Origin of the sequence: Actinoplanes sp. NPDC051346 (genome assembly GCF_040682215.1) — a bacterium.
Classification (GTDB): domain Bacteria; phylum Actinomycetota; class Actinomycetes; order Mycobacteriales; family Micromonosporaceae; genus Actinoplanes.
Map to the genome: position 1 here is coordinate 43,501 of NZ_JBFBAJ010000008.1, position 20,324 is coordinate 63,824.

At 71.9% G+C, this 20,324-nt stretch carries 19 protein-coding genes; 8 read left to right on the forward strand and 11 right to left on the reverse strand.

Annotated features, from left to right (window positions below):
• Positions 1-325: 325 nt before the first annotated feature.
• Positions 326-655, reverse strand: coding sequence for a hypothetical protein (locus AB0M36_RS20590; RefSeq protein WP_364159773.1), 330 nt, complete (start codon positions 653-655; stop codon positions 326-328).
• A gap of 244 nt (positions 656-899) precedes the next feature.
• Here AB0M36_RS20590 and AB0M36_RS20595 point away from each other — a divergent pair, with 244 nt between their 5' ends.
• The 3 genes from AB0M36_RS20595 (at position 900) to AB0M36_RS20605 (ending at position 3,913) form a co-directional block, all read left to right on the forward strand.
• Entirely contained in the window at positions 900-1,391 is a 492-nt protein-coding gene (locus tag AB0M36_RS20595; protein ID WP_364159775.1) for a DUF3145 domain-containing protein, read from the forward strand.
• Between the two features lie 446 nt (positions 1,392-1,837).
• Positions 1,838-3,577 (forward strand): glycoside hydrolase family 3 protein, encoded by a 1,740-nt coding sequence (locus AB0M36_RS20600; protein ID WP_364159777.1) that lies wholly within the window; start codon positions 1,838-1,840, stop codon positions 3,575-3,577.
• Positions 3,578-3,580: 3 nt separating this feature from the next.
• Positions 3,581-3,913, forward strand: a complete 333-nt coding sequence (locus AB0M36_RS20605; RefSeq protein ID WP_364159779.1) for a hypothetical protein — start codon at positions 3,581-3,583, stop codon at positions 3,911-3,913.
• A 52-nt stretch (positions 3,914-3,965) separates the two neighbouring features.
• On the opposite strand, the gene AB0M36_RS20610 is transcribed toward AB0M36_RS20605, so the two are convergent.
• The 6 genes from AB0M36_RS20610 to AB0M36_RS20635 all read right to left on the reverse strand — a co-directional run bounded on the left by AB0M36_RS20610 (position 3,966) and on the right by AB0M36_RS20635 (position 10,461).
• Positions 3,966-5,390, reverse strand: a complete 1,425-nt coding sequence (locus tag AB0M36_RS20610) for a carboxyl transferase domain-containing protein (protein ID WP_364159781.1) — start codon at positions 5,388-5,390, stop codon at positions 3,966-3,968.
• Between the two features lie 26 nt (positions 5,391-5,416).
• Positions 5,417-6,643, reverse strand: coding sequence for a beta-ketoacyl-ACP synthase II (fabF, locus tag AB0M36_RS20615; RefSeq protein ID WP_364159783.1), 1,227 nt, complete (start codon positions 6,641-6,643; stop codon positions 5,417-5,419).
• Position 6,644: 1 nt separating this feature from the next.
• On the reverse strand, positions 6,645-6,887 hold the full coding sequence (locus AB0M36_RS20620) for an acyl carrier protein (RefSeq protein ID WP_364159785.1): 243 nt from the start codon (positions 6,885-6,887) through the stop codon (positions 6,645-6,647).
• Between the two features lie 57 nt (positions 6,888-6,944).
• The gene (locus AB0M36_RS20625) at positions 6,945-7,895 is read right to left on the reverse strand and encodes a beta-ketoacyl-ACP synthase III (protein ID WP_364159787.1); all 951 of its coding nucleotides are present in this window, start codon (positions 7,893-7,895) and stop codon (positions 6,945-6,947) included.
• A gap of 31 nt (positions 7,896-7,926) precedes the next feature.
• Positions 7,927-9,099: an acyltransferase domain-containing protein gene (locus AB0M36_RS20630; protein ID WP_364159789.1), complete on the reverse strand. Its 1,173-nt coding sequence runs from the start codon at positions 9,097-9,099 to the stop codon at positions 7,927-7,929.
• Between the two features lie 165 nt (positions 9,100-9,264).
• Positions 9,265-10,461, reverse strand: a complete 1,197-nt coding sequence (locus tag AB0M36_RS20635) for a helix-turn-helix domain-containing protein (RefSeq protein ID WP_364159791.1) — start codon at positions 10,459-10,461, stop codon at positions 9,265-9,267.
• 220 nt (positions 10,462-10,681) lie between these two features.
• On the opposite strand from AB0M36_RS20635, the gene AB0M36_RS20640 reads away from it, so the two are divergent.
• The 4 genes from AB0M36_RS20640 (at position 10,682) to AB0M36_RS20655 (ending at position 13,121) form a co-directional block, all read left to right on the forward strand.
• A complete protein-coding gene (locus AB0M36_RS20640; protein WP_364159793.1) occupies positions 10,682-10,921 on the forward strand; it encodes a hypothetical protein in 240 nt (79 codons plus the stop codon).
• Between the two features lie 82 nt (positions 10,922-11,003).
• Complete coding sequence (locus AB0M36_RS20645) at positions 11,004-11,816, forward strand: TetR family transcriptional regulator (protein ID WP_364159794.1); 813 nt, start codon at positions 11,004-11,006, stop codon at positions 11,814-11,816.
• 64 nt (positions 11,817-11,880) lie between these two features.
• On the forward strand, positions 11,881-12,357 hold the full coding sequence (locus AB0M36_RS20650; protein ID WP_364159796.1) for a sigma factor-like helix-turn-helix DNA-binding protein: 477 nt from the start codon (positions 11,881-11,883) through the stop codon (positions 12,355-12,357).
• Positions 12,357-13,121 (forward strand): hypothetical protein, encoded by a 765-nt coding sequence (locus AB0M36_RS20655; RefSeq protein WP_364159798.1) that lies wholly within the window; start codon positions 12,357-12,359, stop codon positions 13,119-13,121. The genes AB0M36_RS20650 and AB0M36_RS20655 overlap by 1 nt, the downstream gene beginning before the upstream one ends.
• Positions 13,122-13,154: 33 nt before the next feature.
• Here the strand turns inward: AB0M36_RS20655 and AB0M36_RS20660 are convergent, their stop codons facing one another.
• The 3 genes from AB0M36_RS20660 to AB0M36_RS20670 all read right to left on the reverse strand — a co-directional run bounded on the left by AB0M36_RS20660 (position 13,155) and on the right by AB0M36_RS20670 (position 16,863).
• Positions 13,155-13,838, reverse strand: a complete 684-nt coding sequence (locus AB0M36_RS20660; RefSeq protein ID WP_364159800.1) for a hypothetical protein — start codon at positions 13,836-13,838, stop codon at positions 13,155-13,157.
• A gap of 325 nt (positions 13,839-14,163) precedes the next feature.
• Entirely contained in the window at positions 14,164-15,573 is a 1,410-nt protein-coding gene (gene gltX, locus AB0M36_RS20665; protein ID WP_364159802.1) for a glutamate--tRNA ligase, read from the reverse strand.
• A gap of 36 nt (positions 15,574-15,609) precedes the next feature.
• Positions 15,610-16,863: an MFS transporter gene (locus AB0M36_RS20670; RefSeq protein ID WP_364159804.1), complete on the reverse strand. Its 1,254-nt coding sequence runs from the start codon at positions 16,861-16,863 to the stop codon at positions 15,610-15,612.
• A gap of 79 nt (positions 16,864-16,942) precedes the next feature.
• Here AB0M36_RS20670 and AB0M36_RS20675 point away from each other — a divergent pair, with 79 nt between their 5' ends.
• Complete coding sequence (locus AB0M36_RS20675) at positions 16,943-17,476, forward strand: dihydrofolate reductase family protein (protein WP_364159806.1); 534 nt, start codon at positions 16,943-16,945, stop codon at positions 17,474-17,476.
• 44 nt (positions 17,477-17,520) lie between these two features.
• Here the strand turns inward: AB0M36_RS20675 and aceE are convergent, their stop codons facing one another.
• On the reverse strand, positions 17,521-20,259 hold the full coding sequence (gene aceE, locus AB0M36_RS20680; protein ID WP_364159808.1) for a pyruvate dehydrogenase (acetyl-transferring), homodimeric type: 2,739 nt from the start codon (positions 20,257-20,259) through the stop codon (positions 17,521-17,523).
• Positions 20,260-20,324 lie beyond the last annotated feature (65 nt).

Here is a 20,324-nt window from a genome sequence, read left to right on the forward strand (position 1 = left end):
CGGACGGGAGAGTCCGCCCGTGACCCGGACGGGAGAGTCCGCCCGTGACCCGGACGGGAGAGTCCGCCCGTGACCCGGACGGGAGAGTCCGCCCGTGACCCGGACGGGAGAGTCCGCCCGCGATGTATGCGGCGGTTTGGCCCCTCGGTGCTTCGGTTTTGGACGCCAAAAGGCGCCCCCGGAGCATGATGCCCGGGAGCGCCTAAGCCGGCGAGGTGTTGCCCCTGGCCCAGGAACGCGGTCCTTGACTCAGAGACTCGGCCTCGACCTGGCGATCAGTCCTCGACCTGAAAGTTCAGGCCTCGGGCTGGAAGCCGGGAGAGGCTCAGCCCTCGAAGACGCCCGCGTCGACGAGGCGCTTCTCGGTGGCGGCCCAGCCGTGCTGCGGGAAGGTCTGGTCGTAGCCCTGCAGCTCGGCGCGGATCTTGGCGCCATGGCCCGCCGCGGCGAGGACGCGGATCTCCTCGACGAAGGCGTCCGAGTCGGTCTTGAGGTGCGCGGTCTTGCCGTTGGTCAGGTTGCGCACGTATGCGAAACGGCCGTTGGCCAGCGGGATGAGGTACTTGAACTCACCGAGCACGCTGAGGGCGCCACCCTGGCCTGCCTGGCCGGCGCGGACGGATGCGCGGGCGGTCTTTGAGGTGTTGCTCGCCACGGCGTGTACTCCTTGGGAAAGAACGGGTGTCGGCATAAAACGCCGGAGCAATCCTACACGACCATGGCCGGGCCGCACCGCGGGAGCGGGCTGGTCCGTTAGGTCAGGTGTGCCACTACGGCCATTCACATGTCGATATTGCGGTTTCTCTGGCGCACCATCCGTACCACCCGGCATCATGGAGCACGATCAACCGCGGTCGAGGTCGTAGGGGAAGACGCACCTCGGTCTCCGGGAGGTCACCGTGCCAACGTGTGGCGTCGTATACGTCCACTCGACCCCACTCGCCGTGTGCCAGCACGTCGAGTGGGCGATCGCGCGCGTCCTGACCGCGCCGGTCACCTTGCACTGGACTGCGCAGCCGGTCGATCCCGGCATGCGGCGGTCCGAGTGCGGCTGGACCGGAAGGCCTGGCACTGGCGCCGAGCTGGCTGCTGCCCTCCGACAGTGGCCCATGATCCGTTTCGAGGTCACCGAGGAGCCGAGCCCCGGCATGGACGGGGAACGCTTCATGCACGTACCGGGCCGGGGCCTGTTCCGAGGCACCACCGGCGCCTCGGGCGACATCCAGATCGGTGAAGACCGCCTCCGCGCGATCATGGCCTCGGCACGAGCTCCGGAGGCGCTGTCGCACGCCCTGGACAAGGCGCTGGGCACGGCCTGGGACGCCGAGCTGGAGCCCTACCGCTACGCGGGCGACGGCGCACCGGTCACCCTCCTCACCCGCGTCGGCTGATCGGGACCCCTGCCCGGCGGCTCCCGCCGGCCCGGGTCGTATCCCGCACGGCGCGGGTCGTATCCCGCCGGCACGGAGTCGTATCCCGCACGGCCCGGGAGTCGTATCCCGCACGGCGCGGGTCGCCTCCCGCACGGTCCAGGCGGGGCCTGAGCCGCGCTGCCGGCGGGTTGGGGTCCTAGCCGCGCTCCCTCGTGGTCGTTGTGGCTTGTGCAGCCCGCCGCGCTCTCCGCGAGACAGCCGCTGCAGGGAGGCGCTGCCGCCCGACGAGCGCTGGGAGGTGTTGCCGTTCCACTCTGCGGCGACGATGTCGATCCGCGGTGTGCTGCCGCCCGACGAACCCCGGGGGAGGTGCTGCCGCCCGACAAGCCCCGCCACCCGCGACGTAGTGTGGGCGACGGCCGCCACCGCGGTCGGTTTGTCGGAGGCTGGGCGGAGCTGGTCCAATGGCGGGCGTGAATAGGGCGCTTCGTGTGGCTCTGGCCGTACCCCTCGGGCTTGTTTTAGCCGCCTGCAGCAGTGACGCGCCTTCCTTGCCGCAAGCCGGCGCCAACGTCGCGTCCGCTCCCGCGCCGAGCCTTGTGCCCTCCTCGGCGCCGGCGAGTGTTCCGGCGGTGGCCGATCCCGCCGTGCGCGCGCGTGAGACCGTCAAGACCCTGAGTGACGTCCAGCTCGCGGGCCAAGTGCTCATGCCCTATGCGTACGGTGACAAGGCCGACCGGGTGGATGCCGCGGGCGCCGCCGGGAATCAGCGGCTGGCTGGGGTTGACACTCCGGCGGAGATGGTTGCGAAGTTCCATCTCGGTGGGCTCATTCTCGTCGGTTTCGTGCCCGACGATCCGACCGCCGCCACCAATCCGGCGACCAATGTCGATTCGCCGCAGCAGGTGCGGGCGCTCACTGACGGTCTCCAGGCGGCCGCGCGGAAGCTGCCGGGGGGCGTGCCGCTGTTGATCGGCACGGACCAGGAGTTCGGGGTTGTCACCCGGATCAGGACCCGCGCCACGCAGCTGCCGTCCGCGATGGCGTTCGGTGCGGCCGGGCGTCCCGATCTGACGGAGGCCGCCTGGCGGGTCGGCGGCACGGAGCTTGCCGCGATGGGCGTGAACCTCGATTTCGCCCCGATCGCCGACACCCTGGGGCCGGCGGGGAGCTCGGTCATCGGCTCCCGGTCCTACGGTGCCGATCCGGTGGCCAACGCCGCGCAGGTGGGGGCCGCGGTGCGGGGCATGCAGGGCGCCGGGGTGTCCGCCACTCTCAAGCATTTTCCGGGGCATGGTCACACCACGGGCGACAGTCACGACGATCTTCCGATCGTGCGGCAGAGCTCGGCGGCGTGGGAGAAGCAAGATCGTCCGCCGTTCGACGCGGGCATCGCCGCGGGGGCGCATGTGGTCATGTCCGGCCATCTGGACGTGGAGGGGCTCGACAAGGGCGTCGCGGCCACGTTCTCGCGCAAGATCATGACGGATGTGTTGCGTGGCCGGCTCGGGTTCACCGGGGTGGTGATCACCGACGCGATGAACATGGCGCCGGCGCTGAAGTGGCCGCCCGGCAAGGCCGCGGTCCTCGCCCTGAACGCGGGCAACGACATCTTGCTGATGCCGCCCGACATCGCCGCCGCGCGCGACGGGATCCTGGCCGGGCTGCGGGATGGCAGTCTCAAGCGTCAGCGCCTGGTCGAGGCGGTCACCCGCGTCTTGACGCTCAAGTTCCGGAGCGGCCCGCCGCAGCCCGCGTTGTCCGTTCTGGAGTCGCCCGCGCATCTCGAGGCGGTCGCGCGGGCGAGCGCCGCGGCGGTCACCGTCCTCAAGGGCCGCTGCTCCGGGCCGCTGGTCAGCGGCCCGGTCACCGTCACCACCTCCGGCGGCCGGGAGGCCGCGCGGATCGCGCTGGTCGAGGCGTTGCGCCAGGCGGGCGTCCCGGTCCAGGCCGCGGGTGGCAAGGTCGTGCACCTCGTCGGGTACGGCGACCGCACCACGGACCTGGCCGCCGGCGCGGCGGTCACGGTGGTGATGGATACGCCCTACCTGCTGGCCGCGGCGCGATCCCCGGCGCTCGTGGCCACGTACTCGTCGGGCCCGGCGTCGATGACCGCCCTGGCGGCGGTGATCGCCGGCAAGGCGAAGGCGCCAGGACGGTCTCCGGTCGCGGTCACGGGCCTGCCCCGCAGCGCCTGCCCCTGACAAGTGCACGGCAAGCCGGGGCGGTGGGCGTGGAAGGGCGTCTTCGCGGTTCACCGCCGTTCCGAGGGTGCCCTGTCATCGTGCACCGGGCGGATCTACCAGTACACCTACCGGCTCTATGCGCCGGAGGACAGCCGTTATGAGCGCTGCGTCGGCATGTCCTGGTGTTCGGTGTGTCGCGAGGCTTCCGAGAATCTCGTATTCGTCAGTCGCGACACGACGCTCGCGGACGCGCTCGCCGACCTGCCGGCGAGTGAGCGGGAAAGGATCGGCCAGAACTCCCGGAAGATCCGTGAGTGTCTGGATCGCCTCGTCCGGCGCGGGCTCTGGCCGTGACGCGGAGAAGGGGCGCCCCAGGTGGGACGCCCCTTCTCCGACCGGTAGTTCGTCAGAGCGGGATGTTGCCGTGCGCGCCGCGGGCCGCCGGGGCCGCGGCCAGCGCCTCCGCCAGCCGGCGGCGGGTCTCCTCCGGCTTGATGACGTCGTCGACAACGCCGATCTCCAGCGCGCGGTTGACGCCGCCCGCCGTGGTGATCTGCTCCTGGATCAGCTGCTCGCGCAGCGCGTCGCGCTCCTCGTGCGGTGCCGCGGCCAGCTTCTTGCGGTGCAGGATGTTGACGGCCGCGCTCGCGCCCATGACCGCCACCTCCGCGTTGGGCCAGGCGAAGACCGCGGTCGCGCCGAGCGAGCGGGAGTTCATCGCGATGTACGCGCCGCCGTACGCCTTGCGGGTCACCAGCGTGACCCGCGGGACGACGGCCTCGGCGAACGCGTGCAGCAGCTTGGCGCCGCGGCGCACGACGCCGTCCCACTCCTGGCCCAGGCCGGGCAGGTAGCCGGGCACGTCGACCAGCACGATCAGCGGCACGCCGAGCGAGTCGCACATCCGCACGAACCGGGCCGCCTTCTCGGCGCTGGAGGCGTCGAGGCAGCCGCCGAGGCGCAGCGGGTTGTTGGCGATGACGCCGACGGTGCGTCCGGCGAACCGGCCCAGCGTCGTGACGACGTTCGGCGCCCACTTGCCGTGCAGCTCCACGCCGGGCTCGTCGAGCAGGGCCTTGACCACGGGCTTCACGTCGTACGCCCGGTTGGCCTCGGCCGGCATCGTGGCACCCAGGTCGTGGCCCTCTTCGGCGCCCTCGGCGACGTCCGCGGGGGTGAGCCGGCCCTGGTGGCCGAGCAGCACGGTGAGCTTGCGCGCCTGGTCGAAGGCGGCCGCGTCGTCCTTGGTGGTGATGTGCACGACGCCGGAGCGGCGGCCGTGCGGCTCGGGGCCGCCGAGGCGTTCCATGTCGACCTGCTCGCCGGTGACGCTGCGGACGACCTCGGGGCCGGTCACGAAGATCCGGCCGCCCTTGCTCATGATCACGATGTCGGTCAGCGCCGGCCCGTACGCGGCACCGCCGGCCGCCGGGCCGAGCACCACGGAGATCTGCGGTACGCGCCCGGAGGCCCGCACCATCGCCGCGAACACCTGGCCGACGCCGTCGAGGGCGACCACACCCTCGGCGAGGCGGGCGCCGCCGGAGTGCCAGAGGCCGAGGACCGGCACGCGCTCGCGGACCGCCGTGTCGATGGCGTCGATGACGTGCTGGCAGCCCTCCATGCCCATCGCGCCGCCCTGGCGGGTGGCGTCGGTGGCGAAGGCGATCGCCGGCGTGCCGTCGACCTCGCCGCGGGCGTACAGCACGCCCGAGTCGTCCTTGGGTGCGAGCAGGCGCAGGGAGCCGCTGTCGAAGAGCGCGCGCAGGCGTGCCTCCGGGTCGCGGTGGTCGACGGCGGCCGCGTCGGCCGAGGTTGAGGTCGTGGTCACGGCGTTCTCCAAGGTGGGATGAGGGGTCACGCGCGGGTGAAGACGAGCGCCACGTTGTGGCCGCCGAAGCCGAACGAGTTGTTCATCGCGGCGTTGATCTCGAGCGGACGCGCCTTGTGGGCGGCCACGTCGAGGTCGAGCCGCTCGTCCGGGTCATCCAGGTTGATCGTGGGCGGCACGACGCCGTCGCGGATCGCCAGGATGGTGGCGATCGACTCGAGCGCGCCCGCGGCACCGAGCAGGTGACCGGACATCGACTTGGTGGAGGTGAGCACCGGGTGGTCGCCGAGGGCGGCCCGGATGCCTCGGATCTCGCCCATGTCGCCGACCGGGGTCGAGGTGGCATGGGCGTTGACGTGCGCGATGTCGGCGCCGGTCAGCCCGGCGTCGCGGATCGCCTTGGTCATCGCGCGGATGCCACCGCGGCACTCCGGGTCCGGCTGGACGATGTCGAATCCGTCCGAGGTGATGCCGGCACCGGCGAGGCGGGCGTAGACGGTGGCGCCGCGGGCGGCGGCGTGGTCGGCGCGCTCGAGCACGAGCGCACCGCCGCCCTCGCCCAGGACGAAGCCGTCGCGGCCCTTGTCCCAGGGGCGTGACGCGCGTTCCGGATCGTCGTTGCGCGTCGACATGGCGCGCATGGAGGCGAAACCGGCGATCGGCAGCGGGTGGATGACCGCCTCGGTGCCGCCGGCGACGACCACGTCGGCGCGACCCGAGCGGATGAGGTCGAGGCCCAGCGACAGCGCTTCGGCGCCGGTGGCGCAGGCGCTGGCCATCGAGTGCACGCCGGCCTGCGCGCCGAGGTCGATGCCGACCCAGGCCGCGGGGCCGTTGGGCATGAGCATCGGCACGGTGTGCGGGCTGACCCGGCGGGGCCCGGAGGCCTCCAGGATGTCGTCCTGGTTGAGCAGGGTGATCGCACCGCCGATGCCGCTGCCGAAGCTGACGGCGAGGCGCTCGGGGTCGAGCCCGGAGTCGGCCAGGCCGGCGTCGGCCCAGGCCTGGTGCGCGGCGATCAGGGCGATCGCCTCGGACCGGTCGAGTTTGCGCAGGCGTACCCGCTCCAGCACCTCGGAGGGGTCGACGGCGAGCGAGGCGGCGATGCGGACGGGCAGCTGCCCGGCCCACTCCTGGGTGAGCGGACCCACCCCGGAGCGGCCGGCGAGCATGGCGTCCCAGGTGGACGCGACGTCCCCGCCGAGCGGGGTCGTCGCGCCGAGCCCGGTGACGACGACGTCTGTGGAACTCATGTCAGTGGTTCGCCTCGATGAAGGACACGGCGTCGCCGACGGTCTTGAGGTTCTGCACCTCGTTGTCGGGGATCTTGACGCCGAACTTCTCCTCGGCGGCCACGACGACCTCAACCATGGAGAGCGAGTCGACGTCCAGGTCGTCGGTGAAGGACTTTCCCTCGGCGACGTCGTCCGGGTTCACCCCGGCGACCTCCTCCAGGATCTCGGCGAGGCCGGAGGTGATCTCAGCGCGGGTAGCCATTGTTCGGTGGTTCCTCTCGATGGTGGGTGAAAACTCGACGGGTTGTCGGTCCGCTGCTCAGGGGCAGCGGATGACCTGCCCGGCGTACGTGAGGCCGCCGCCGAAGCCGAAGAGCAGCACCGGGGCGCCCGAGGGCACCTCGCGACGCTCGATCAGCTTGGACAGGGCCAGCGGCATGCTCGCCGCGGAGGTGTTGCCGGATTCGACGAGGTCCTTGGCGACGACCACGTCCGGGCTCAGGCCCAATCGCTTAACGATGCCGTCGATGATGCGGGTATTGGCCTGGTGCGGCACGAACGCGGCGAGTTCCTCCGGCTTGACCCCGGCCCGCTCGCAGGCCTGCAGGGCGAACGGGGCGAGCGCGGTGGTGGCCCAGCGGAAGACGCTCTGGCCCTCCTGCTGGATGTAGGGCCGCCAGCCCTCGATGCGCAGCACGTCGCCCTTTTCCGGTGCGGAACCCCAGAGCACCGGGCCGACGCCGACTTCCTCGCCGTCGGCGACCGCGGTGACCACGGCGGCGCCGGCGCCGTCACCGAAGAGCACGGCGGTGCTGCGGTCGGTCCAGTCGACCAGGTCGGACAGCTTCTCGGCGCCGATCACGATGGCGTTGCGGGCGGCGCCGGCACGCATCGCGTGGTCGGCGGTGGCGAGTCCGTAGGAGAACCCCGAGCATGCCGTGTTGAGGTCGAACGCGGCGGGCGCGGCGACCCCGAGCCGGGCGGCGACCCGGGTCGCGACGTTGGGGCAGCGGTCGACCGAGGAGCAGGTGGCGACGATGACCATGTCGATGTCGGCGGCGGTCAGCCCCGAGCTCGCGAGTGCCTTCTCCGCGGCGAAGGTGGCCATGTCGGCGACCGACTCCGAGTCCGCGATCCGGCGCTCGGCGATGCCGACCCGGTCGCGGATCCACGCGTCGTTGGTGTCGACGACCGCGGCGAGGTCGTCGTTGGTGACGACTCGCGAGGGCTGGTAGTGGCCCATCGCGACGATGCGGGAACCCGCTGTCATGGTGCTGCTCCTTCGGTCGCGATTGGCGGGGTCACACCTGCTGCCCGCCGATGCGGGCAACGGGCTGGCCGGGGGCCACCGGGTCGTCGTGGTGGGCGAGCCACTCGGTGAGAACGCCGGCGGCGTGTGCGGTGATCTCGACCGGTCCCTGCCGGGTCACCACGCTGCCGATGACCTGACCGCTGCGGACGGTGGCGCCCTCGTCGAGGCCCTCGGCCGGCGCGAACGTGCCGGCGCTGCTGGCCACGACCACGCGGAACACCGGCGTCGGCTCGAGGCTGGGCACCATGCCGTGGCGGGCGATGAGGTCGCGGGCGGCGGCCAGGTCGTCCGGCGTGTTGAGGGTGACGATCTCCGGCGCCTGCTCGCCCTTGAGCTCCCGCTTGACCAGGCCGGCCAGGGTGCCGGCCGGCGGCAGCTCGATGATGCCGGTCACTCCGAGGTCACGCAGGGTGCGCATGACCAGATCCCAGCGAACCGGCGCGGTGACCTGCCGGACGAGGCGCTGCACCATCTCGCGGCCGTGGACGACCGCGGAGCCGTCCAGATTCGACAGCAGGATGCGGGCCGGGTCGGCCGCGGTGATACCGCCCGCGACGGCGGCCAGCGCCTGCTCGGCGGGGGCCATGAACGGCGTGTGGAACGCGCCCGCGACGGCCAGCGCCCGGACCCGGGCACCTTCGGGCGGCTCGGCGGCGAACTTGCCGAGCGCGTCGAGGGCCCCGGCGGCGACGATCTGGCCGGCGCCGTTGCGGTTGGCCGGGTAGAGGCCGTGCTGCTCGATCGCGGCGACCACGGTCTCCGCGTCGCCGCCGAGAACCGCGCTCATGCCGGTCGGCTCGAGCGCGCAGGCGGCGGCCATCTCGCGGCCGCGGACACCGGCGAGGGTGATCGCCGCCTCGGCGGGCAGCACCCCGGCGAGCGCGGCGGCGCCGATCTCGCCGACGCTGTGGCCGGCGACCAGGCCGACGTCGTACATCGGGAGTTGTTCGGCGGCGAGCAGGGCGGCGGCGACGAGCAGCGGCTGGGTGCGTGCGGTGTCCTTGATCTCGTCGGCGTCGGCCTGGGTGCCGAGGTGGATCAGGTCGACGCCGGCGAGGGCGGACCACCACTTGAGGCGGGCCTCGGCACCGGAGAGTTCGAGCCACGGAGAGAGGAAGCCGGGCTTCTGGGAGCCCTGGCCGGGCGAGAGTACGGCGAGCACGTCCTCGACTCTTCCGGATGCGAGTGCGATCCGCGGTTGCCGCGGGAGACCAAACCCTACGATCCGCGTTGTGGGTTTCCTACAAAGCGCCCCCGGCTTTGCCCCGATGCGTGGGGTTTTCCGCCGTCTGGCATCACGGAACGATCGTTCGATCGTTGGGGTGATTTAGCTCGCAGGGTCGAGCCGGCCGATGGTCAGCGCCATCCGCAGCGCGAACGCGTCCCGACCGTCCAGCGGGGACAAACCGGTCACTTCGGCCACCCGCTTGAGGCGGTATCGGACAGTGTTCGGATGCACGTACAACTCTCGGGCGGCGCTCTCCAGGACGCCGCCCGCGGCGAAGAACGCGTCGAGGGTTTCGAGCAGGCCCCCGCCGGCGCGCGCGAGGGCGCCGTACGCGTCGTGCCGCAGCGCCCGCCGCGCCTCGGCGTCGCCGGCCAGGGCCCGCTCGGGCAGCAGGGCGTCCGCGGCCACCGGGGTGGGCGCCCCGGGCCACGCGGGCGCGGCCCGGAAACCCGCGAGGGCCGCGCGGGCCGATTCGGTGGCATGGTCCAGCGACGGTACGGCGGGCCCGACGACGACCGGCCCCTCCCCGAAAGCGGGGGCGAGCTGCCCCGCGATGGCGAGCGGATCCGCGGCGCCGCCCATCACCACCACCAGCCGGTCGCCGTGCACGCCGCCGATGACCTCGACCCGGGCTCGCCGGGCGGCCCGGTAGACGGTGTGCAGCACGGCGGTGTGGTCGCCGCCCGGGGAGCGCCCGACCACGACGGCGACCGGAGGGGCGTCGGCCCAGCCCAGCGCCGCCGCCCGGCTGGCGAGCACGTCGGAGGAGTCGCCTCGCAGCAGCGCGTCGACGAGCAGGGCCTGCAGCCGGGCATCCCAGGCGCCGCGCGACTCGGCGGCCCGGGCGTACACCCGGGCGGCGGAGAAGGCGATCTCGCGGGAGAACTTGAGGATGGCCTCGGTGAGGGCGCCCTCCTCGCCGGCGGCGGCCAGGTGCGCGACCTGGGACTCGGCGACGTCGATGGTGACCTTGACGAGCTGGACGGTCTGGGTCAGCGTGATCGAGCGGGCCAGCGCGCGCGGCGCGGCGGCGAAGACCTCGTCGGAGATCTCCTGGGTGCCGGCCGCCGTGCCGCCCGAGCGCAGCCACTCGACCAGGGAACGCACGCCCGCCTGGGCGACGAGCATGATCGAGGAGCGCTGGTCGGCCGGGAGCTCCCGGAACCACGGCAGGGTCTCGTCCATCCGGGCCACGCTCGCCGACGCCAGGTCGCCGGCGCTGCGTTCGACCCGGCGCAGGGTGGCGGCCAGGGGCGGGCGCTTCGCCGTACCCCCGGATCTGTCGCGCTCTGCCACCCGCCCAGCATGTCAGGGGCCCGACGGAGCGGGAGTGTCGCGGACCACATTGCGCAACCTTTTGAGCATTTTGTCCTTAATAGCGGTGCGCCTTCCCCCCGCTCTCGGTCGGTGACCTGGCATGGTGTCGTCCTAGCGTTGCGCGGACCGGTGCCCCGCGGAGGGTCAACCCGGGCCCCGCGGTGCCGATCAGACCGGCGACCGGCGGAAGGAGGCGGAAGTGACGGACCACGAGGGCGTACGCCCCGACACGGAGCATGACGGCGAGGACAGGCAGTCCTCCGCGCCCGACACCGCCGTGCTCGCCGCGGTGCCGGCCGAGGAGCCGACGGACGACGTCCCGCACCGCGTGGGCTGCCGATCGGAGCTGCGCGGCTGGGCGGGAGCCCACCTGCACGGCGCCGTGCGACCCCGGCGGCGCGCGGCGGGCCGAGGCCGCCCACCCGGCCGCTGGTGCTGAGTCCTCACCCTGGGGAGTGACTGACGGCCGTGCTCCGGCGCGTCCGGCGTCCCGTCCGGTCGGCTGCCGACACGGTGTGCGGGTGGACGACAAGAGACGGCTGATTCTCGACCAGGCCCTGGCGCTCGTCGACGAGCGCGGGCTGGCCGCCATGTCCATGCGAGCCGTGGCCGAACGCGTCGGGCTCACCTCGATGGCGCTCTACCCCTATGTGGGTGGCAAGGACGCGCTCCTCGACGGCCTGGTCGACCTGCTGCACCTGGAACTCGGCTCGGCATACGGCGACGACCCGGCCGACATCGACTGGCGGCAGCGCCTGCGGGCCCTGGGCCGGGCGGTCCGCGGGGTGTCCCGGCGGCATCCGGCGGCCTACCCGCTGCTGCTCAACCGCCCGTCGCCCGCGGGATCCTGGCTGACGGCGGCCCTGCGCGGCACGCTGCACGACGCCGGGGTGCCCGCCGGCGAGGTGCCGCGGCTGACCCGGATGATCTGCGCCTTCCTGCTCGGCTACACGACCGGCGAGGTGACCGGGGGCCTTCCGTCGGGCGGACCCGGCCGCCCGGCCCAGACCGACCCCGACCCGTCCCCGGCCGAGCCATCCGCTTCGCCACAGCCGTCCCCAGCCGAGCCATCCGCTTCGCCACAGCCGTCCCCAGCCGACCAGCCGTCCCCGGCTGAGCCGTCCCCGGCCGAGCCGGCGTCGGCGGTTGAGCTGGTGGATTCGGTCGAGTCGGTCGAGCCGGGGTCGGTCGAGACCGAGTCGGCCGACGTGCGGGGCGGCGGCCGCCCGTTCAGCCCTGCCGGGTTTGAGCCCGGTCCGACGGCCGACGCCGAATTCGACGCCGACCTCGACGACCTGATCCGCCTCGTGGAGGTCACCGTCCGGGTCGCGTGACCGCCGTTCCGCGCCGCACCCCCTTCCTCGTGCCCTATAAAGGTGCAAAAGGTACGGAGGCGCGATGACCGACGACTACGTGGCACAGCGATACGTCCACCTGCGCCGCGCCGCGTTCCTGATGTGCGGCGACTGGGAGCGGGCCGGCGACCTCGCCCGCGCCACCCTCGCCCGGGCGTTGACCGATCCCGACATCGCTGACCTGGACCTCTGGGCCTACGGCGACCTGATGGCCGCGTTCAAGCCGTCCCACGGGCGCCGCGAGCACGTCTTCGTCGCCCCACCGGAGGCCGCCGCCCAGGGAGCCGCCGACGCGGACGCCGCGCTGAGCGACGTCTACACCGTGTTGGTGCTCGACGCGCTGCGTCGGCTCTCCCCGAAGTGCCGGGCGGTGCTGGTGCTGCACCACTTCTGCCATCTCGCCGTCGGGGAGACCGCGGACGTGCTCGGCATCGACGGCAACAAGGTCACGGAGTACGAGGCGGAGGGCCTGGCGGCCTTCGGCGCCCTGCTCCGGGCGACCCAGCCGGCGGTGGCGTGATGAGCGCCGCGATGACCGCCGTGCTCGAGCGGGCGTGCGCGGGTGAGCCGCCCATCGGCGACGCGGTCGAGGACGTCTTCCGGCGCGCGGACCGGCTGCGCCGCCGCCGCGCCAGCTCGGTGGTCCTGGCCGGCCTGGTCGCCGTTGTGCTGGTGGTGCTGCTCGGGTACGCGCTCACCACCGTCTTCCTGCCCGGCCCGAAGCCCCGCTCCGCCGCCGCGGTCCCGGTCGCCCAGCCCCGCCCGTCGGCGGAGCTCGACCCGGTGCTGAACGTGCTGGCGCCGCCCGTCGACGCGAAGGAGCACCGGATCGTTCCGCGCCCGCCGGCGTCGGGTTCGGGCTGGCGGCAGTACGCGGTGATGGACGCGGACGGCAGGCCGCACGGCATGATCGAGGTGGCCGTCTTCGACGCCCGGGCCGGGATCTGCCTGCCGGTGCTCGCCGACGAGACCGCCTGCGCCCGCCCGGAACGGACCCGGGCGGGCATCGAGTATGCCCGTTACGCCGACACCGCCGACCAGGACTGGCAGGTGCGCCAGGTGATCGCCCGGCGGGTGGTGGACGGCCGCACGGTGGCGGTCCAGGCGACGGGCGAGCGTGGCACCGGCGACGGTGAACGCGGCGAGCCGCCCCTGACCACCCGCGAGTTGGCGGACGCGGCCACCGACCCGCGCCTGCCGGACGCGTTCGGCCTGGGGGAGCGCTGCAACGCACCCGCTCCGGCCTGCCCGATCTTCAAGATCCCGATCCGCCCGTCCACCTGAGCGACCCCAGCCCCGGCCGAGCGGCGGAGGCGGCTAGACCCGGCGGCGGATCAGGAAGGCGACGCCGCCCAGTCCGGCCAGGACGACCAGCAGCACGGCGATGTTGATCATGAACAGGCGCCGCATCTCGCCGAACACGCTGCTTCCAACGGCGAGCGGGTCGAGTTCTCCCGAGTCGACCTTCTCGCCGATGCCGCCGCCGATGCCGCCGGTGACCACATCCGGCTTTTCCTTGAGCGGGAGGCCGCTCAGGCGCAGCGACTCGGACATGGTGAGCCGGCCGTAGAACCAGCCGGCGCTCTTGCCGCCGGTCGGCTGCTTCGCCGGCCGGTACGCCCGCGGGCCGCCGGAGGCGAGCGGGTAGAGGTCGTAGGACTGGGTGGCCCTGTCCTTGACCAGGACGGTGACGGTGTATTTCGGACCGAGCTTGTCCGCCTTGGGCTTGGTCGTGGTCGGCTCGGCGCCGGAGAGCCAGTTGACCTCACCGAGCAGGCGCCGGAACAGTTCGGGGTGTTCCGCCTGCTGGATGGTGATGTCGGCGGTGCTTTCACCGGCGATCTGGACGGCGGTCGGTTTCGCCGGTGCCTTCGGCGCCGCGGCCGGAGACTCCTCTCGCACCGGCGGCGGTGGCGCGGCGTGTGCCGCCGTTGCCATTCCGGCACCGAGCACCGCGGCCGCGGCCAGTGCTCCGGCCGCCGCGACCAACCTTCCGAACATTCCTCGAGCCACCGTCCGGCCTCCCCCGCCTACGTGATGGACACTGCTGGCGCTGCGCACGTTCTCACAGCCTCCCCGCAGTGCCGTCCGGGCGCATCCCTCGGCCGTGGCCTTTGGAGCTATCCGGAATCGGTGTGGGAGGTGTAACGAGTGCTGATCAGCGCGCGAATAGTACCGACCGGTGGCAAGTCGTGGATCACCACGTCACCCGTGCTGCTGACAGTCATACCGGTACGACTTTCAGCAATGGCGGAACCGGGGGCCATAAGGTAATGCGCGCGCCGGGAACCCCGGCGCGCGCATCTTGAAGCGGTGGTGGAGGCGGTCAGCCCAGCTTCGCGCGGGCGGCCGCGAGGCGGGCGAGGCTCCGCTCGCGGCCCAGGATCTCGAGCGACTCGAAGAGCGGCAGTCCGATCGTGCGGCCGGTCGTCGCGACCCGTACCGGAGCCTGGGTCTTGCCGAGCTTGAGCCCGCGCTCCTCGCCGACCCGCTCGAGCGCGGCCTTCAGCGGCTCGGCCGTCCACTCGTCCAGGGCGCCGAAGGCGGCCGCCGCGGCGTCGAGGATGTCGCCGGCACCCTCCTTCATCGCCTTGTTCCAGGACTGCTCGTCGGTGGCCGGCTCGTCGAGGAAGAGGAAGTCGACATAGTCGACGATCTCGCTGAGCACCGCGATGCGGGTCTGTGCCAGCGGCGCGACGGCCGCGAACACCTGGGTGTCGAACGCGGCCGGGCTCCACGGCGGTGCCGGGATCGTCGCGGTGCCGGACAGCCACGGCGCGCAGACCGCCGCGAACTCCTCCGCGGACAGGGCGCGGATGTACTCGCCGTTGAACGCCCGCAGCTTCTTGACGTCGAAGAAGGCGGGGGAGTGGTTGACGTCGGAGAGCCGGAACTCGCTCAGGACCGTCTCCCAGGGCACGATCTCCCGGTCGCCGCTGGGCGCCCAACCGAGCAGCAACAGATAGTTGCGCATGGCGGCGGCGAGGTAGCCCTCGTCCCGGTACGACTCGAGGGCGACCTTGTCGCGGCGCTTGGACAGCTTCTGCCGCTTCTCGTTGACGATGACCGGCACGTGCGCCCAGACCGGCGGCTTCACGCCCAGCGCCTCCCAGAGCAGCTGCTGCTTGGGGGTGTTGGGCAGGTGCTCCTCGGCGCGGATGACGTGGGTGATGCCCATGGTCATGTCGTCGACGACGTTGGCGAGGAGGAAGACCGCGGAGCCGTCGCTGCGGGCGATCACGAAGTCCTCGAGGAGCTTGTTCTCGAAGGTCGGCTCGCCGCGGACCAGGTCGACGACGACGGTCGCGCCCTCGTCGGGCGTACGGAAGCGCAGGGCCCGGCCCTCGCCCGGGCCGAGCGCGCGGTCCCGGCAGAAACCGTCGTAGCCGGTGTGGGTGTTGCCGGAGCGCTGCACGACGTCGTCGCGGCTGCAGTCGCAGTAGTAAGCGCGGCCCTCGCCGTAGAGCCGGGTGGCGGCGGCGGTGTGCTCGGCCGCGTACGACGACTGGAAGTGCGGGCCCTCGTAGGTGCCGCGTTCGATGCCGATCCAGTCGAGCGCCTGGATGATGCCCTCGGTCCACTCGGGACGGTTGCGGGCCGCGTCGGTGTCCTCGATCCGCAGGACGAAGGCGCCGCCGCTCTGCTGGGCGAAGATCCAGTTCTGCAGCGCCGAGCGGGCGCCGCCGACGTGGAACATTCCGGTTGGAGAGGGGGCGAAGCGTACTCGTACAGTCACGGGACAAGCGTACGGCGCCCGTCACCCGCTTATCCGTCAGGGCACGGAGCGGATCCGCGTCACCAGCACGGCGCCGAGCAGAGTGACGGCGGCGGTGGCCGCGTACAGGGTCGGATAGCCGCCGAGGTGGGTGACGATCGGCGCCGCCAGCGCGGGCCCGAGCACCTGCGGCGCCGCGGTCGCGATATTGATCACTCCCAGGTCCTTGGCCCGGTCCACGGCGGTGGGCAGCACCTGCGTGATGAGCGCGGTGTCCACGGCCAGATAGACGCCGTAGCCGGCGCCGAGCAGGACCGATCCCACCAGCGCGACGGGCCAGGTCGGCCAGATCGCCAGCAGCAGCGCGGCGACCGCGATGACGACCCCGGACCAGACCACGAAGATCTTGCGACGTCCGGAGGCGTCGGACAGCCGGCCGCCGATGACCGCCGTGGCGACCATGCCCAGCGTGTAGAGCAGGATCATGATCAGCAGGCCGGTGTCCGGGTCGGCGAGCCGCACCTCGTCGGTGAGGAAATACAGCAGGTAGAGGGTGCCGAGGGCGTTGCCCAGTTGGACCAGGAACCGCGTTCCCCAGGCCCAGACGAAGTCCGGGTGCTCGCGCAGCGTCCGCCACAACGGTTCGCCCGGCGGTCGGGCGCCGGACGCGGCGGGCAGCGGGTCGTCGGGCGTGAGCAGCGCGAACGGTACGGCCAGCACGACCAGCCCCACGGCCATCGCCACATATCCGCTCAGCGTGCCGGTGACGACGGCCGTGACCAGCACGGCGCCGAGCACCAGGCCGAGCGCCTGCGGCATGCCGATCCAGCCGGACACGCTGCCGCGCTGGCTCACCGGCACCCGGTCGGGGACCGCCGCGCTCAGCGTGGCCAGCATGACGTTCAGGCCGGCCATGGTGCCCGCCCAGCCCAGCACCACCCCGGCCACGGAGTGCTGCGCGCCGAGGAAGAGCAGGGACATGGCGGCGAGTGCGGCGCCGCCGAGGGTCCAGACGTGGCGGCGCCCGTACGCCCGGCCTCCGACGCGCGGGCGCGAGCGGTCCGACAGCGACCCGGCCGCGGGGTTGACGATGATGGCGACGAGGGCGCCGACGCCGGTGACCCAGCCGAGGGTGGCCTCCTTGCCGCTCACGCCCAGCTCGGAGATCTGCTCGGGCAGCAGGACCTGGACGGGCGTGAAGAAGACCATCCAGAGGCCCAGGTTGGCGGCGAAGAGCAGGCCGATCCAGGAGTGCCGGACGGGTGCGACCGGCTCGGCCAGCGCGGCCGCCGTGCCCTGCGTGACGCTCATGGTCCTCCCAGGCGAAACACGAAATTCCCTCGGACTCTAGAGGGCGGCGGTCCCCTCCGGAAGGACTACTCTTCAGGACATGGGCAAGCTGGTGGCTGTCTCGTACGTGACCCTCGACGGCGTCTTCGAGGAGCCGGCCTGGAGCGGTCCCTACTTCAACGAGGAGCTGGGCAACTGGCAGGACGCCAACCTCAGCGAGGCCGACGCGCTGCTGCTCGGCCGCAAGACCTACGAGGGTTTCAAGGCCGCGTGGCCGCAGATGGAGGCCAGCACGGGCGACTTCGGCAAGCGGATGAACTCGATGCCCAAGCACGTCGCCACCACGACCCTCACCGAGCCGGAGTGGAACGCGACGTTTCTGCACGGCGAGGTCGCCGACGCGGTGGCCAAGCTGAAGACCGAGCCCGGCAACCTGCTGCTCAACGGCAGCGCCGACCTGCTCAACTACCTGACCCGGCACAACCTCGTCGACGAGTACCGGCTCATGATCTATCCGGTGGTGGTGGGCGAGGGCCGCACGCTCTGGCACGAGGGCACCAAGGTGGCGCTGCGGCACACCGGCTCGTGGACCACCAAGACCGGCGTCGAGGTCGTCACCTACGTCCCGGCATGAAAAGAGGGGATGTGCCACGTGGCACATCCCCTCTTTGCTGACGACTAGCTGTCGCCGCCGGTCTCGCCCACCGGGGCGGCGTTCACGTCGTCGATCGCGTACTTCTTGGCGGCCTCGGCGGGCACGTGCGTCGGCACCTTGCCGCGCAGCGCGAGCTGGCGCAGCGTCGCCACCGTCACCGACTCCGCGTCCACGTGGAAGTGGCGGCGCAGCGCGTGCCGGGTGTCGCTCATGCCGAAGCCGTCGGTGCCCAGCGACGTGTAGTCGTTCGGCACCCAGCGGCTGATCAGGTCCGGCACCGCCCGCATCCAGTCGCTGACCGCGACCACCGGGCCCTCCGTACCCTCCAGCTTGGTCTGGATGTACGGCTTGCGCGGCTGGTCGCCCGGGTGGAGCAGGTTGTGCTCCTCGACCTCGACCGCGTCGCGCCGCAGCTCCGTCCACGAGGTCACCGACCACACGTCCGCGCCGACACCCCAGTCCTGGGCGAGCAGCTGCTGGGCCTTGAGCGCCCACTGCATGCCGGTGCCGGAAGCGAGCAACTGCGCCCGGGGACCAGTGGTCTCCGGCGCCGCCGCATAGCGGTAGATGCCCTTGAGCAGACCCTCCACGTCGACCCCGGCGGGCTCGGCCGGCTGAATGATCGGCTCGTTGTAGATGGTCAGGTAGTAGAAGACGTTCTCCTGCTTCTCGCCGTACATGCGGTGCAGGCCGTTCTCGACGATGTGCGAGATCTCGTACGCGAACGCCGGGTCGTACGCGATCACCGCCGGGTTCGTCGCCGCGATCAGCAGCGAGTGACCGTCCTCGTGCTGCAGGCCCTCGCCGTTGAGCGTGGTCCGCCCGGCGGTCGCGCCGAGCAGGAAGCCGCGGGTCATCTGGTCCGCCGCCGCCCACAGCTCGTCCGCGGTGCGCTGGAAGCCGAACATCGAGTAGAAGATGTACAGCGGGATCATCGGCACGCCGTGGGTCGCGTACGACGTGCCCGCGGCGATGAAGCTGGCCGTGGACCCGGCCTCGTTGATGCCCTCGTGCAGGATCTGCCCGCTGGTCGACTCCTTGTAGGACAGGAACAGCTCCCGGTCGACCGAGGTGTAGGTCTGCCCGTGCGGCGAGTAGATCTTCTTGGTCGGGAAGAGCGAGTCCATTCCGAACGTACGCGCCTCGTCCGGGATGATCGGCACCCAGCGGGCGCCGAACTCCTTGTCCTTCATGATGTCCTTGAGCAGGCGGACGAACGCCATCGTGGTGGCGACCTTCTGCTTGCCCGAGCCGCGCTTGACGTCGCCGAACCGCGCCGACTCCGGAATGGCCAGCGGGGTCGTGTTGGTGCGCCGGGTGGGGATGGAACCGCCCAGCTCCCGGCGCCGCTCGCGCAGGTATTCGATCTCGTCCGACTTCTCACCGGGGTGGTAGTACGGCGGGAGGTAGGGGTTCTCCTCGAGCTGCTTGTCGGAGATCTCGAGGTAGAGGCGGTCCCGGAAGCCCTTGAGGTCTTCCAGGGTCAGCTTCTTCATCTGGTGCGTGGCGTTGCGGGCCTCGAAGTGCGAGCCCAGGGTCCAGCCCTTGATGGTGTGCGCCAGGATGACCGTCGGCTGGCCGGTGTGCTCGGTGGCCGCCTTGTACGCCGCGTACAGCTTGCGGTAGTCGTGGCCGCCCCGCTTGAGGTTCCACACCTCGTCGTCGCTCATGTGCTCGACCATCTTGCGGGTGCGCGGGTCGCGGCCGAAGAAGTTCTCCCGGACGTACGCGCCGGACTCGCCCTTGTAGGTCTGGTAGTCGCCGTCCGGGGTCACGTTCATGAGGTTGACCAGTGCGCCGTCGGTGTCGGCGGCGAGCAGCGGGTCCCACTCGCGGCCCCAGACGACCTTGATGACGTTCCAGCCGGCGCCGCGGAAGAACGCCTCGAGCTCCTGGATGACCTTGCCGTTGCCGCGCACCGGGCCGTCGAGGCGCTGCAGGTTGCAGTTGACGACGAAGGTCAGGTTGTCGAGCTCCTCGCGGGCCGCGAGGCCGATCGCGCCGAGCGACTCGACCTCGTCCATCTCGCCGTCGCCGAGGTAGGCCCAGACGTGCTGCTGGCTGGTGTCCTTGATCCCGCGGTTGTGCAGGTAGCGGTTGAACCGGGCCTGGTAGATCGCGTTCAGCGGGCCGAGGCCCATGCTGACGGTCGGGAACTCCCAGAAGTCCGGCATCAGCCGCGGGTGCGGATAGGACGGGAGACCGCCGCCGGGGTGCGACAGCTCCTGCCGGAAACCGTCGAGGTCGTGGGTGGTCAACCGGCCCTCGAGGTACGCGCGGGCGTACATGCCCGGGGAGGCGTGCCCCTGGAAGAAGATGTGGTCGCCACCGCCGGGGTGGTCCTTGCCGCGGAAGAAGTGGTTCATGCCGACCTCGTAGAGGCTGGCGCTCGACGCGTAGGTCGAGATGTGCCCGCCGACGCCGATCTCCGGGCGCTGCGCCCGGTGCACCAGCATCGCCGCGTTCCACCGGATGTACGCCCGGATGCGCCGCTCCACGAACTCGTCGCCGGGGAACCACGGCTCCCGCTCCGGCGGGATCGTGTTGATGAAGTCGGTGGAGGTCAGGGGCGGCACGCCGACCTGTCGCTCCCGGGCCCGCTCGAGCAGGCGCAACATCACGTAGCGGGCGCGTTTGGTGCCCGCGGCGTCGATGACTCCGTCGAGCGACTCGACCCACTCACCGGTTTCCTCGGGGTCGATGTCCGGAAGCTGGCTCGGCAGGCCGTCGCTGATCACCGGGCGCTTGCGTTCCGTGGCCACAGGCATTCCTCTTGGTCGGGTGTCGGACCGTGCGCCCATTGTGTGAACCGCACGTGAATGCTTCC

Excerpts from the sequence above, each read along its gene's own strand:
- AB0M36_RS20600 (WP_364159777.1), top strand. The coding sequence starts at position 1,838 with ATGGCGGGCGTGAATAGGGCGCTTCGTGTGGCTCTGGCCGTACCCCTC.
- fabF (WP_364159783.1), bottom strand. The coding sequence starts at position 6,643 with ATGAGTTCCACAGACGTCGTCGTCACCGGGCTCGGCGCGACGACCCCG.
- AB0M36_RS20620 (WP_364159785.1), bottom strand. The coding sequence starts at position 6,887 with ATGGCTACCCGCGCTGAGATCACCTCCGGCCTCGCCGAGATCCTGGAG.
- AB0M36_RS20625 (WP_364159787.1), bottom strand. The coding sequence starts at position 7,895 with ATGACAGCGGGTTCCCGCATCGTCGCGATGGGCCACTACCAGCCCTCG.
- AB0M36_RS20650 (WP_364159796.1), top strand. The coding sequence starts at position 11,881 with ATGACCGACGACTACGTGGCACAGCGATACGTCCACCTGCGCCGCGCC.
- AB0M36_RS20655 (WP_364159798.1), top strand. The coding sequence starts at position 12,357 with ATGAGCGCCGCGATGACCGCCGTGCTCGAGCGGGCGTGCGCGGGTGAG.
- AB0M36_RS20660 (WP_364159800.1), bottom strand. The coding sequence starts at position 13,838 with ATGTTCGGAAGGTTGGTCGCGGCGGCCGGAGCACTGGCCGCGGCCGCG.
- AB0M36_RS20670 (WP_364159804.1), bottom strand. The coding sequence starts at position 16,863 with ATGAGCGTCACGCAGGGCACGGCGGCCGCGCTGGCCGAGCCGGTCGCA.
- AB0M36_RS20675 (WP_364159806.1), top strand. The coding sequence starts at position 16,943 with ATGGGCAAGCTGGTGGCTGTCTCGTACGTGACCCTCGACGGCGTCTTC.